The 13048-nt window shown below is 75.0% G+C and carries 12 protein-coding genes; 4 read left to right on the forward strand and 8 right to left on the reverse strand.

Annotated features, from left to right (window positions below):
• Window positions 1-141 precede the first annotated feature (141 nt).
• Both R4Z62_RS31795 and R4Z62_RS31800 read left to right on the forward strand, forming a co-directional pair.
• Entirely contained in the window at window positions 142-1728 is a 1587-nt protein-coding gene (locus tag R4Z62_RS31795; protein ID WP_491521603.1) for a hypothetical protein, read from the forward strand.
• A 114-nt stretch (window positions 1729-1842) separates the two neighbouring features.
• A complete protein-coding gene (locus R4Z62_RS31800) occupies window positions 1843-2118 on the forward strand; it encodes a hypothetical protein (protein WP_355482149.1) in 276 nt (91 codons plus the stop codon).
• On the opposite strand, the gene R4Z62_RS31805 is transcribed toward R4Z62_RS31800, so the two are convergent.
• The 8 genes from R4Z62_RS31805 to R4Z62_RS31840 form a co-directional block, all read right to left on the reverse strand.
• The gene (locus R4Z62_RS31805; RefSeq protein ID WP_491521604.1) at window positions 2102-3115 is read right to left on the reverse strand and encodes a zinc-binding dehydrogenase; all 1014 of its coding nucleotides are present in this window, start codon (window positions 3113-3115) and stop codon (window positions 2102-2104) included. The genes R4Z62_RS31800 and R4Z62_RS31805 overlap by 17 nt on opposite strands.
• Window positions 3116-3506: 391 nt before the next feature.
• Window positions 3507-4751, reverse strand: coding sequence for a cytochrome P450 family protein (locus R4Z62_RS31810; protein ID WP_355482145.1), 1245 nt, complete (start codon window positions 4749-4751; stop codon window positions 3507-3509).
• Window positions 4748-5971 (reverse strand): cytochrome P450, encoded by a 1224-nt coding sequence (locus R4Z62_RS31815; protein WP_018569911.1) that lies wholly within the window; start codon window positions 5969-5971, stop codon window positions 4748-4750. The genes R4Z62_RS31810 and R4Z62_RS31815 overlap by 4 nt, the downstream gene beginning before the upstream one ends.
• A complete protein-coding gene (locus tag R4Z62_RS31820) occupies window positions 5968-6594 on the reverse strand; it encodes a GTP-binding protein (RefSeq protein WP_355482142.1) in 627 nt (208 codons plus the stop codon). Before R4Z62_RS31820 ends, R4Z62_RS31815 begins: the two co-directional genes overlap by 4 nt.
• On the reverse strand, window positions 6575-6922 hold the full coding sequence (locus R4Z62_RS31825; RefSeq protein WP_064536853.1) for a DUF742 domain-containing protein: 348 nt from the start codon (window positions 6920-6922) through the stop codon (window positions 6575-6577). The genes R4Z62_RS31820 and R4Z62_RS31825 overlap by 20 nt, the downstream gene beginning before the upstream one ends.
• A complete protein-coding gene (locus R4Z62_RS31830) occupies window positions 6919-7326 on the reverse strand; it encodes a roadblock/LC7 domain-containing protein (RefSeq protein ID WP_018569908.1) in 408 nt (135 codons plus the stop codon). Before R4Z62_RS31830 ends, R4Z62_RS31825 begins: the two co-directional genes overlap by 4 nt.
• Window positions 7323-9008: a sensor histidine kinase gene (locus R4Z62_RS31835; RefSeq protein WP_491521605.1), complete on the reverse strand. Its 1686-nt coding sequence runs from the start codon at window positions 9006-9008 to the stop codon at window positions 7323-7325. The genes R4Z62_RS31830 and R4Z62_RS31835 overlap by 4 nt, the downstream gene beginning before the upstream one ends.
• 167 nt (window positions 9009-9175) lie before the next feature.
• Complete coding sequence (locus tag R4Z62_RS31840; RefSeq protein ID WP_491521953.1) at window positions 9176-10297, reverse strand: PP2C family protein-serine/threonine phosphatase; 1122 nt, start codon at window positions 10295-10297, stop codon at window positions 9176-9178.
• Between the two features lie 205 nt (window positions 10298-10502).
• On the opposite strand from R4Z62_RS31840, the gene R4Z62_RS31845 reads away from it, so the two are divergent.
• Complete coding sequence (locus R4Z62_RS31845; RefSeq protein ID WP_491521606.1) at window positions 10503-11729, forward strand: EfeM/EfeO family lipoprotein; 1227 nt, start codon at window positions 10503-10505, stop codon at window positions 11727-11729.
• On the forward strand, window positions 11726-13024 hold the full coding sequence (gene efeB, locus R4Z62_RS31850) for an iron uptake transporter deferrochelatase/peroxidase subunit (RefSeq protein ID WP_491521607.1): 1299 nt from the start codon (window positions 11726-11728) through the stop codon (window positions 13022-13024). Before R4Z62_RS31845 ends, efeB begins: the two co-directional genes overlap by 4 nt.
• The last annotated feature ends 24 nt before the right edge of the window (window positions 13025-13048 follow it).

Genomic DNA, 13048 nt, shown 5'->3' on the forward strand with positions numbered 1-13048 from the left:
GAGCGCGTCGCCGCGCGGTGGCGGGAAGCGGTGGCGGGGTACCCAACTCGGTGTCGGGGCAGGGGAGTTGCCCCGTACACTGGCACACCGCCGACCTGCGGGTACCGATCGTGACAGGCGTGACAGGGGGGGGGAGTCGACATGTCCGGGGACGTTCCGGGACCGGCCGACGGATTCGTGGTGCCACCGATGCCGCCGAGACCGCCGGGCCCACCGCCCGCGCCGCCCGTGGCGCCCGACGCCCTGCGCGCGCTCGCCGTCGCCCTGCTCAACCTCACCGGCCTCGGCCTCGGCTACGCGCTGCTGCGCCGCTGGGTGTGGGCGGCGGCGTGCTGGGCCGCGACCGCGGTGCTGCTCGTCGTCGCGCTCCCGGCCGACCCCGACGGCGTCCCGGCGGGGGTCCTCGCCGGCTACGCGGTGGTCCTGGGGGCCGCCGCCGCGCACGGCGCCGTGGCGGGCCTGCGCTCCCGGCTGTCCTGGCCCGGCAGCGCGCCCGTGGCCGCCCTCCTCGGCCTGGTGCTGCTGGCCGTGCCGATCGGCGGCGGCGTGCTGTACGGCAACGCCCGCGACGAGGCCACCGAGCAGATGCTCCTGGACCGGCTCCAGCACGCCGACGACCTCGTCAAGGCCCGCGCGAACCAGCCCTTCGCCACCGCACAGCCCGGATTCCGCGACGCGCTGGGCGTCTACGCCGACCTCGGGCACCGGCACCCCGGCTCCCGGGCGGCGCACCGCCTCCCGGACCGGATGGCCGTCTACTACCGCACCGTCGCAGCCGCCTACGCGCAGCAGAAGTACTGCGAGGCCATCACCCCGCTGGAGTTCCTGCGCACGGTCCCGCAGAGCATGCGCGAGCAGGACCTGGGCACCCTGGCCACCTGGCCGGACAGCAGGCTGGCCGACGCCCTGTACGGCTGCGGGGCGAACGAGCTGAGCGGTGGACAGACCGGCTGGACGGGGCACTTCGGCGAACTGCTCACCACCTTCTCCGGGTCGGCGCAAGCCGCCGAGGCCGAGCCCGCCGTCAAGTCCGCCGTGGACAAGGCGGCCAAGGACGTCGGCGGCGACGACCCGTGCGCCGCCGTCAGCCGCCTGAGCGGCCTCGGCGCGCAGATCCGCACGGTCGCGAGCACCGCCCCGGCCCAGGCCGCCACCCTGGACAAGGAAGCCGACCGTGCCGACCGGGGCGTCGCCTCGGGCACCTACCCCTGCGGTGTGCACCAGTACCGGACCGGTTCCTTCGACTCCGCCCTGACCAGCATGAACAAGTTCGTCCGCGACCACCCGCACGACGCGAACCGGGCCCGCGCGCAGAAGATCGCCATCGCCGCGGAGATAGCGCAGACGGTCCCCGCCGCCGGCAAGAAGCTGCCGACGACGGACTCGGGCGGCAGCATCCAGGTCACCATCAAGAACGACAGCCCGGACGACATCGAGGTCCTGTACACCGGCCCGGTCACCGGCAGCGTCACCGTGAGGGCGTGCGGCAGCTGCTCCGCCTACAGCTTCGGCGCCACCCTGGCGCTGGGCGGCTTCCACCCGTGCAGCGACAGCGGCAAGGACTACCCGCAGCGCACGATCTCGCTGCCGCCCGGCACGACGTACTTCCTGCACAAGCCGCGCGGCGGCAGCACCGCGTCGCCCGCGTCCGACACGGCCGATCTCCGGCCCGGGTACGTCTACACCGAGTGCGCCTACACCAAGAAGGGGCCGGGCGCACTCTCCTGACCTGCTGTGTCCTCCGTCCGGGGGAGCCGTCTCCGACACACGGGCGCGGGCTCCCGGTCTCTGCCAGCCTCCGTGTGCCGGGCGCACCGCCCGGCACACTCAGGGAGGTGGCGTTTGTCCGGTCACGTCGGACGCATCGGCGGGCGGCAAGTGGTGGCGGTCCTGGCGCTGGGAGGCGGGCTCCTGCTGGGCCCGGTCCTGCCCGCGCCCGCGGCCGAGGGCAACGCGGCGGCGCCCGGCGACCCGGGCCCCGTACCGACCGCCCCGGACGCCGCCCGGAACCTGGCCCCCGCCCTGCGGAGCGCGGCCGGCGCGCACGCCCTGACCCGGGTCCTGCCCCCGCTGACCGGCCGTGCTCCCGCCGGGCGGACCGTCAGGGGCGCAGGATGAGCCGCACGGGGTCGCCCTCCTTCTTCGCCAGCATCTCGACCGCGCGCCCGGCCTCGGCCAGCGGCAGCACCCCGCTCACCGACGCGGAGAAGTCCACCCGGCCGCCCTGGACCAGACGCAGCAGCTGCGGCAGGGCCACCGTCATGTCGGAACCGTAGTGGCCGAGGATCTGCTGCTGGAGATAGCTGAACCGGGTGCCGTCGGTGACACTGAGCGGCCGGTCGGTGAGCCCGACCAGGACGAGCCGCCCCCGGGGCGCGAGGACGGACAGCGCCTGCTCGCGCACGGCCGGCACCCCGGCGAAGTCGAAGGCCGCCGCGAGGCCCGCCCCGCCGGTGGCCGTGCGCACCTGTGCGCTCAGTCCGGGGCCGGCCGGATCCAGCGCGAGGTCGGCCCCGGCGGCGAGGGCGCGTTCGCGGGCGACGGGGCTGGGGTCGACGGCGATCACCGGGCAGGCGCCGACTGCGCGCAGCAACTGCACCGCGTGCACGCCCAGGCCGCCCGCGCCCCACACGCCGACCGCCTCGGCGGGCCGCACCGCCCCGGTACCGGTGACGGCACCCCACGGCGTCGACACCGCGTCGGGGATGATCGCGCCCTGTTCGAAGGGGATGGTGTCCGGCAGCGCGGTCAGCGCGTCCGCGGAGGACAGCGCGTACTGCGCCCAGCCGCCGTCGTAGTCGACACCGCGCGTCCAGGTGGCGCCGTCGCGGTTCTCACCGGCGTACAGCACCACCCGCTGCCCCGGCGACCAGCGGGTGACGCCCTCGCCCGCCTCGTGGACGGTCCCGGCCACCTCGTGGCCGAGGGTGACGGTGTCGCCCGGCAGCAGCGCGGGCGTGAGGGTGCCGTCGATCAGATGCACGTCGGACAGGCACACCCCAGCCGCCTCCACCTTCACCAGCACCTCGCCTGCGGCGGGCCGGGGCCGGGGCACCTCCTCCATCCGCAGGGTGCGGCTCGGCACGTGCAGGCGGGCGGCGAGCATCCGGTCCATGCGGTGACCTCCTCGGTGCGGTGGCGGCGGCCCGCGCCGTGCGGCGGGCGGCCCTGTTCCGCACCGTACGTCGCTCCCGTGCCCCCGACGACACCGCCCCGGCGTCCCGGCGGGACCGGCGGGACCGGCAGGACCGGTCGGTCGGTGAGCTGGGACGTCCGGGCGTCCGGGTGACACCGCCCGGCCCCCACCGGGCGCCCGCCGCGCGGCCCGGCTACGGTGGGAAGCGAGCGGGCCGCCGAACTCCCGGCGTCCGGCCCCGCGTTGGTGGTCCAAGGAAAGACACCCCGCTTCCCGCGGGGAGATGCAGGTGCAAGGCCTGCCCAACGCTCCCGCGCACAGGCCCCCGTCCGGTGTCCAGGCGGGGGCCTGCCCCCCGGTCCGCGGCGTCCTACGGCTCCAGCAGGACCGGCAGCTCGAACAGGTCGTTCTGGGTCACCACCGGCTTGTGGCGCAGCTCGGCGGCCGGCACCGCGAGGTCCAGGCGCGGGAAGCGGGCGTACAGCGCGGGCAGCGCCACCCCCGCCTCCAGCCGGGACAGCGCCGCCCCCGGGCACACGTGCGGGCCGTGCCCGAAGGAGATGTGCCGGCCGGCGCCCACCTCGCGGGTGATGTCGAAGTCGCCCGCGCTCGGGCCGTGCGCCCGCTCGTCGCGGCCTATCGCACCGTAGGAGACGATCAGCGCGTCCCCGGCCGGGATCACCTTGTCGCCGACCGGGACGTCCTCGGTGGCGAACCGGATCAGCACGTGCGAGGTGGGCGTGGACCAGCGCAGGGTCTCCTCGATCACCGCCGGCCAGCCGACCGCGCCGGACAGCACCAGCGCACGCTGCTCGGGGTGCGTGGACAGGTTGACCACCGCGTTCACGATCAGCGAGATCGTCGTCTCGTGCCCCGCGGCCACCATCAGCTGGAGGGTGGAGACGATCTCCGCGTCGGTCAGGGTGTCGCCGTCCTCGGAGGCCAGCACGAGCGCGCTGGTCAGGTCGTCGCCCGGCGCGGCCCGCTTGGCGGCCACCGTCTCGCCCATGATCTGCGCCAGCTCGGTCAGCGTGGCGACGACCTCGTCGGGCGGCGTCTGGGTGGAGAAGAACTTCTCGAACAGCACCTTCAGCCGGGGCAGCCGGTCCGTCTCGATGCCCATCAGGTCCGCGACGACGTACATCGGCAGCGGATAGGCGAAGGCCGCCTTCAGGTCGACGCTCCCGCCGTCGGCGGGGAGGGCGTCCAGCAGCTCCCGGGTGAGCTGCTCGATGCGCCCGCGCATCCGCTCCACCCGGCGCGGGGTCAGCGCCTGCGCCACCAGCGTGCGCAGCCTGCGGTGCTCGGCGCCGTCCACCGTGAGCATCGAACGGCCCGGGTTGGCCAGGCCGATCAGCGGCCAGTCGGCCGGGATCTCTCCGCGCCGCCAGGCCCCCCACACCTCGATGTCCTTCACCAGCCGGGGATCGGTCAGCAGGGCCCGCGCCTCGGCGTGCCGGGTGACGGCCCACACCGGGACACCGCCCGGCAGCTCCACGGCCGCCAGCGGCCCGGCCGCGCGCAGCCGGGCGCTCTCGCCGTCCAGGTCGGTGACGAAGGGATCCAGGGCGATGCGCGTGCCGTCGGTCGTCGTCTCTTCGGTGCCGGTCGTCATCGTGACGTGCCTTTCAGGGCAGGGGTCGGGGTGAACCGCACGGGCAGTTCCGTCAGCCCCCGCAGCCAGGGCGAGGGCCGGCGCGTCAGGGAGTCCGCGCTCTGTGCCAGATCGATGTCCGGCAGCCGGTCCAGCACCACCTCGATGCCCGTGCGCGCGATCACCTCGGCGACCTCCTGCGCGGGGAACGGACAGCGGTGCTCACCGTGACCGAAGGAGAAGTGCGCGTTGTTGCCGCCGGTCAGCGCCGAACCGTGGGTGCGCACCTGGGGGTCGGAGTTGGCGCCCTGGAGACCGAGCAGCAGCAGATCGCCGGCGCGGATGCGCCGCCCGCCGAGCTGGGTGTCGCGGGCGGCCCAGCGCCCGGCCACGTTCTGCGTGGGCGTGTCCTCCCACAGCACCTCGTTCATGGCCTCGGCGACGCTGTTGCGCCCGCCGAACAGCGAGGCGGCGAACCGCTCGTCGGTCAGCATCAGGCGCAGCGAGTTGCCGATCCAGTCGGCGGTCGGCTGGTGGCCGGCCGCCAGCATCACCATCAGGTCCTGGGCGACCTCCTCCTCGGTGAAGCCGCCGGTGTCGGCCAGCATCCGCGAGGCCACGTCGTCCGCGGGCCGCTCGCGGCGCTCGGCGAGCAACTGCGCCATGGAACGCGCCAGATGCGTCTGCCCCGCGATGGCGCGCTCCCGGCCGTCGATCATGTCGTTGAGCGCGGTCACCAGGGCCGGGCCCTCCTCGTCGGAGAACCCGTACAGCCGGGCGAGGACCCGCACCGGCAGCAGCATCGCGTAGTCGGCGACCAGGTCGGCGGTGCCCTCGGCGCACACCGCGTCGATCAGCTCGTCGGCGAACCGCTCGGCGTGCCGGCGCAGTTCGGCCGGCTCCACCGCCTCCAGGGCGTTGCTGATCATCGCGGCGCGCTCGCGGTGCCGCTCGCCGACCGTGTACAGGATCGACGGCTGCCGGTGGCCGATCATCGGCAGCAGCGGCCAGTCGCCGGGGATGTTCTCCCACTGGTTCCACAGCTCGGAGTCCCGGCTGAACAGCACCGGATCGCCGGTCACCTGGTGCAGCTCGCGGTAGCCCAGCACCAGCCACGCCGGTACGTCCCCGTCGAGCAGCACCGGGGTGACGGCACCGTGGTCGCGCCGCATCTCCCGGTACAGGACGGCGGGTTCGGTCTGGAACCGGGGGCCGCTGAGCGGAACGGCGTCGGGGATCACACGAACTCCTGTCGGGCCGGGGCCGCAGGCGCGGCCCGTCCGGCGTAGTGGTCCTTGAGGTGCTGCACCAGGGTGATCAGCACCTGCTTGCTGGACTCCCGGGCGCGGGCGTCGCAGTCCACCAGCGGCACCCGCGGATCCAGGTCGAGCGCGTCGCGGATCGCCGCGTGCGAGTGGGCCGGGCCGCCGAAGTCGTTGCACGCCACGATGAACGGCGTGCCGTGGTGCTCCAGACGGTCGATGGCGTACCAGGAGTCGCCGATGCGGCGGGTGTCGACGAGGACGACCGCGCCGAGCGTGCCGGAGAACAGCCGGTCCCACAGGAACCAGAACCGCTCCTGGCCGGGGGCGCCGAACAGGTACAGCACATTGTGCGCGTCCAGGGTAATGCGGCCGAAGTCGAAGGCGACGGTCGTCGCGGACTTGCCGCGCACCCCGCTGACGTCGTCGATCGCCTCGCCCGCCTGCGTCATCGTCTCCTCGGTGTTGAGGGGACGGATCTCGCTGACGGAACGGACCAGGGTGGTCTTGCCGACGCCGAAACCGCCCACGACGACGATCTTCAGACCGTTGTCGGCGGAGGCACCCAACGGGGTGCGGGCGTCAGAGGTTGCGGAGTCCAACGAGCACCTGCTCCAGGATGTCGGGGTCGAGAACGGCGGACGTGCGCGGATGGCGGGCGCTGACACGGCCCGCCGCCAGCAGGTCGCACAGCAGCACCTTCGTGATGCTCACGGGCAGCCGCAGCTCGGCGGCGATCTCCACCACGGCCGTGGGGAACGCGGCCAGCCGCAGGATCGCGGTGTGCTCCGACTGCATCCCGGGCGCCGGCTCGGACTCCGCGACGACCAGGGTGACCAGGTCGAACGGGTTGTCCGGGCCGGAGCTGGTGCGCCCGCCGGTGATGGTGTAGAGACGGTCCGGGGCGTCGTCCCTGCCGGGCCTGCTCATGACGTACGGGGCTGGGCCGTCAGATACTCGCCGAGCTGCTCCACCAGTTCGCTCATGTTGTGCCCGACGAGGCCGGCGTCCGCGTCCTCGGTGGTGACGACCGCCAGATGGGCGCCCTGGCCGGCCTCCACGATGAACAGCACCCCGCCGTAGAACTCGGTCATCGCCGAGCGCACCCCGCCGGTGCCGTCGCCGAACTCGGCGGACGCGCCGTGCGAGAGCGACTGGATGCCGGCGGCGATGGCGGCGAGCTGGTCGGCCTGGTCGACCGTCAGCTCCGGGGTGCGGCACAGCTTCAGTCCGTCACGGGACAGCACGAGCGCGTGCCGCGCGCCCGGGGTCCGCTCCAACAGGCCCTCCAGGAGCCAGGTGAGCTGGTCGTCGGCGGTGGTCTGGCCGGTCATGAGGTGGCGTCGCCTTCCGGGTGCGCGGTGGGGTGGGAGGGGAGGTCGGCCGGCGCCGGGGGAGCGGTGGCGTCGCCCCCGTCCGGCTGCGGTCCGGTGGCCGGTCCGGGAGCCGCCGCGTGGTCGGCGGCTCCCGGGCGCACGGCCTGGCGGAAGCTGCTGAAGCGGGCGGCGCGGGTCTTGACGTCCTCGGCCGCGGCGGCGGCGGGGCGCGGCGCCGGGGTCCGTGCCGTGTTCCGGGACCGCTCGGCGTCGGCGAGCGTGCGGCCCCTGCGCCGCTTGGGCAGCGCGGCGGGCCATTCGGCGGTGTCGCCGTCCGTGCCGTCCGGCGTGCTCTCGTGCACGGGCGCGGGACCGGCGGCGGAGGGCGCGGTGGACGCGGCGGGTACGGAGGACCCGGCGGCCGGTACGGAGGACGGCACCGGGGCGTCGTCCGGGGCCGCAGGTCGGTCGGTGTCCCCGCCTGCCGCGGCGCTCTCAGCGGTCGCGGCGGTCGCGGTGCTCACGGCGCGCGGGGTGTCCCGTGCGGGGGCCGCGACGGAGGCGACGGGGCTCGTGAGGATGTCCTGCGGGATCAGCATCAGCACGCCCGTGCCGCCCCGCGCGGACGGCCGGAAGGACACCTTCAGGCCGTACTTGAGCGCCAGGCGCCCCACGACGGCGAGCCCGAGCCGGGTGCCGGTCAGACCGCCCAGCTCCGAGACGTCGCCCGCGACGGCCCGCTCGGCGCGGCGCAGCTGCACCTCGCCCATCACCAGGCCGCTGTCCTCCACGGAGAGGATGACACCCGCGGGCACCTCCTCCACGTAGACGTGCACCTCGGAGGTGGGCGGGGAGAAGTTGGCGGCGTTGTCGAGGAGTTCGGCGAGCGCGTGCATCACACCCTCGGCGGCGTGCCCGGCGACGGCGGTCTCGCTGGCAGCGTGCACCCGCACCCGGCGGTAGGCGCTGATGCGCCCCATCGCGCCGCGCAGGATCGACTCCATGGCGATGGGCCGCGCCCAGCGCCGCCCCGAGCGCGCGCCGGTCAGCACGGCGACCGAGTCGGCCAGACGGCCCGCCTGCGCCGTGCGGTGGTCCAGGTGCAGCAGATCGGCGAGGACGTCCTCGTCCGAGTGGCGCTCCTCCATGGCCCGCAGGTCGGCGAGCATGGCGGTGGTGAGCGCCTGCATACGGCCGGCCGCGTTGGAGGTCGCGGAGATCGCCGCGTCCCGGGCCCGGTGCGCCCGCTCCAGCTCACCGGTGAGCCGGGCGTTGTCCTGCGTCAGCCGTTCGGTCTCGCGGGCGGCGCCCTCCTCGGCGCGGACCCGCTCGTGCGCGAGGGACTCGGCGAACTCGGCACGCTGCCGGCTCAGTTCGTCGATCAGGTGCTGCCGCTCCCGCTGCGCCTCCTCGGCGGTGCGGTGCCGCTCCTGGGCCAGGCGCTCGGCGTCCTGGGTGACCGTGTGCAGCCGGCGCCGCAGGGCACGGGCGGTCCGGCCGGCGCGTACCGCCCAGAACACGGCGGCCACCAGGACGATGGACGCGAGCCCCGCCCCCCAGGCCAGGGGCGTGCGCACCGAGGCGGGCGCCGCCGGGACCGCGCCCGCGACCACGGCGGCGCACACGAGCGCGGTGGCGGCGGGAAGGGGCACGAGAGTACGGACGGCGGATCGCTCGCCGTGCGGGGAGGGGGCGGTCATCAATCGGGTCCTCGGGTGGCCGCCGCTCGGTCGAGAACGGCCCTCGTTCGGGTCCTGGAACAGGCCCTGGCTGGTGACAGGTGACACGTGCTGCTCAACTGCCGGTCACTATACGAGCTTTGGTGATCAAATTGGAAAGCCCGGGTCCGATTGTCCGTTCCGGACGGTCACTTCCGTCCACCGGGAGCGTCCGCGCCGCCCTGTGAGGCGCCTTGGCGGCGGACCGCGATCATCGCCACGTCGTCGCCGAGCCGGCCCCCGGTGTGCGCGATCAGATCGCGCCGGACATGGTCGAGCAGCGCCTGCGGGGCGCTCCCGGCCCACTGCGCGGCGCGTTCCGCCAGCGGGTAGAAGACGCCCTGGCGGTCGCGCGCCTCGACCACCCCGTCGGTGTAGAGGAGCAGGGTGTCGCCCGGCCCGAAGGGCAGCACGTCCACGGTGGAACCGCCGGGAGCGGTCAGTCCGACCCCGAGCGGGGGAGCGGGGCTCAGGTCGGGGACGGTCACCCGGCCGTCCGGACCGAGCAGCAGCGGCGCCACATGCCCGCAGCTGGTCATCCGTACGACCGGATCGTCGTCGGGCACCTCCAGCAGCAGAGCGGTCACGAACCGCTCCCCGAACTCCTCCTCCGGTTCGAAGTCGGCGAGATAGCGGGTGACGCTGCGCTCCAGGGAGGCGGCGAGCGAGGGCAGGGCGGTGTGCTGGTGGGCGGCCTCGCGGAAGGCGCCCAGCAGCAGCGCCGCCTCCCCGATCGCCGGCAGGCCCTTGCCGCGCACATCACCGATCATCAGGCGGGCCCCGCCGCCGGTGCGGGCCGCCGCGTACAGGTCGCCCCCGATCGACGCCTCGTCCTCCGCGGCCAGATAGAGCGAGGCGAGCCGCACCGGGCCCAGCCGCTGCGGCAGCGGCCACAGCAGGACCCGTTGGGCGGCCTCGGCCACCGAGCGCACCTGCGCCAGTTCGCGCCGCCGCCGGTCGCGCACCAGGCACAGGGCCACGATCAGCACGGAGAGCAGCGCGAGCGCCACCACCTGCACCAGCAGGTTGCGGGACAGCAGGAGGTCGGAGCGCCAGCCGATGAACGCCTGCGCCGCCACGGCCAGCGCCCCCACGCAGCCGGTCGTCCACGGGCCCTCGGTCCACGCGGTGATCGCGGGCGCGATCACCAGCAGCGGACCGAGGACGATGTCGGACGGCGTCACGATGTCGAACACGGTGATCAGCCCGACGAGCACGACGGCGGTCAGCAGCAGCGCATGACGCCACCGCCGCGGCTGCGCGCGGCCCATGAAGCGTCCCTGCCAGGCACTCACGCCTTCCACCCTGCACCGCGCCCGCACGCCCCCGCACCTCGGGAAAGCCGGGGGAACACGTCGGCCACCCATTTCCCCGGACGCCTGCCCGAACGGCCGCCGTTGCCCACTGCTGACGAATCTCCGACTCGGGTCACTAGCATGAGGCGATCACACGGACTCGTCCTGGGGAGGGACCGCCATGCGACTGCCCGGTTCCGGAGCGCGGCGGGACCGGCCCGGGAGCGCGATCGGCGCGGGCCCCGGCCTCGTCGGCCTTGTCGTGGTCGGGCTCGTCCTGGCGCTCGCGGGGGCCTGGGCGTACGCCCGCGGTCCGCGCGCCGGGCGGGCCGCGGACGCCGGGCCGCCGCACACCACCGTCGAGGTGTCCTCGGGCGGCTGCGGGCGCGGCTGGGACGAACCGGTGCCCGGCGTCCAGGTCTTCGCGCTGCGCAACACCTCCGACCGGGCCGCCGAGGCATATCTGGAGGACCCGCGCAGCCACGCCGTGTACGGCGAGGTCGAGGGCATCGGTCCGGGCACCACCCGGACCCTGACCGTGCGCGTCGGCAAGGGCTCCTACGCGTTCCGCTGCCTGCTGGAGGACGCCGACGCGGTCACCGGACCCACGGTCCGCGTGGCGAGCGGGCGCGGCGGCCCGGCCGCGGCCCCCGTCACCCAGCACGACCTGATCCCGCCGGCGCTCGACTACCAGAAGTGGATCGCGGGCGCACTGGAGGAGACCGTACGGCTGACCGGGCGACTGCGGGACGCCGTCGACCGCGGCGACCTCGCGGCGGCCCGCACCGCCTGGCTGCCCGCGCACGAGCAGTACGAGCGGCTCGGAGCGGCCTACGACGCCTTCGGCGACGCCGACGGACGGGTCAACGGCACCGACGCGGGCCTGCCCGGCGGCGTCCACGACCCGTCCTTCGGCGGCTTCCACCGGATCGAGTACGGCCTGTGGCACGGCGAGGGCGCGCGCACCCTGCGGGCCCCGGCCGCCGCCCTGGTGCGGGAGGTCACCGCACTGCGCGACGATTGGGCGCAGGCCCGGATGGACCCGGCCCAGCTCGGGCTGCGCGCCCACGAGATCCTGGAGAACACCGTGCAGTTCGAGCTGACCGGCCGCACCGACTACGGCAGCGGCACCAACCTCGCCACCGCCCGCGCCAACCTGGACGGCACCCGCGCGGTCCTGTCCCGGCTGCGTCCGCTGCTCGCCTCCCGCCACGCCGCGCTCGGCGAGCTGGACCGGGGCATGGACCGGGCCGCGAACCTCCTCGACGGCTTCCGGCACGGGAACCGGTGGACCCCGCTGGACCGGCTCACCCGCCCGCAGCGGGAGCGGGCCGACGCCGTGCTGGGCGACCTGGTCGAACGGCTGGCGTCCGTGGCCACCCTGTGCGACCCGCGGAGGACCTCATGACGCGCGGGGAGCACACGGACCGGGCCGCGGGAGCCGGGCGGCCGGCACGGGAGGCGGACGGCGGGGGAGCGCGCGAGAGGGTGGGACGGCGCCGCTTTTTGCGGGGTGCGGCACTGGCCGGTGCCGGACTCGCCTCGGGCGGCGCGGCCCGCGGCGCCGGACCGGCTCTCGGCGCGGGGCCGTGGAACAGCGCGCCCGCCGTGCCGTTCCACGGCCCGCACCAGTGGGCCGTGCCGACGGCCCCGCGCCGCTCCACCGTGTTCGCGGCCCTCGACGTCACCGCCGACGGCCGGGCGGAGCTGGCCGACCTGATGCGCACCCTGACCGACCGGGCCCGCTTCCTCACCGCCGGCGGCACACCCCCGCCGGCCGGGATCACCGCGCCGCCCACGGACTCCGGGGTCCTCGGCGGCTCGCTGCCCCCGGGCGCGCTGGCCGTGACCCTCGGCGTCGGCGCCTCGCTCTTCGACGACCGCTTCGGGCTCGCCGCCGCTCGTCCGCGCCGGCTGACCGCCATGCCGTCCTTCCCGGACGACGACCTCAGGCCCGACTGGTGCCACGGCGACCTCAGCCTCCAGCTGCACGCCGACGAGACGGACACCGTCCTGCACGCGCTGCGCGACATCGCCCGCCACACCCGCGGCGCGATGCAGGTGCGCTGGCGGCTGGACGGCTTCGCGAGCCCGCCCCGCCCCTCCGGCACCCCGCGCAACCTGATGGGCTTCAAGGACGGCACGGCCAACCCGGACGCCGGCGACGCCCGCCAGATGGACCGCCTGGTGTGGGTCGGCCGGGACGCGGGCGAACCGCCGTGGGCGACCGGCGGCAGCTACCAGGTCGTCCGGCTGATCCGCATGCTGGTGGAGTTCTGGGACCGGGTCGCCCTCACCGAGCAGGAACGCATGTTCGGCCGGGTCCGGGAGACCGGCGCGCCCCTGGACGGCGACTTCGAGGACGACACGCCCCACTACGCGGACGACCCCAAGGGCGACGTGATCCCGCTGGACGCCCACATCCGCCGCGCCAACCCGCGCACCGCCGAGACCGAGGACCAGCGCATCCTGCGCCGCGCCCACAACTACGACCTCGGCACGGACCGCAACGGCAACCTCGACATGGGCCTGCTCTTCTGCTGCTACCAGCGCGATCTCGCCCGCCAGTTCGAGACCGTGCAGAAGCGCCTGGAGGGCGAACCGCTGACCGACTACATCTCACCGTTCGGCGGCGGCTACTTCTACGTCCTGCCCGGCGTACGCGACGAACGGGACTGGTACGGACGCGCGCTGCTCACCTGAGAACACCCGCTCCCCGGCGACGGT

The sequence above is a fragment of the Streptomyces sp. PL-25 genome, from assembly GCF_058344915.1.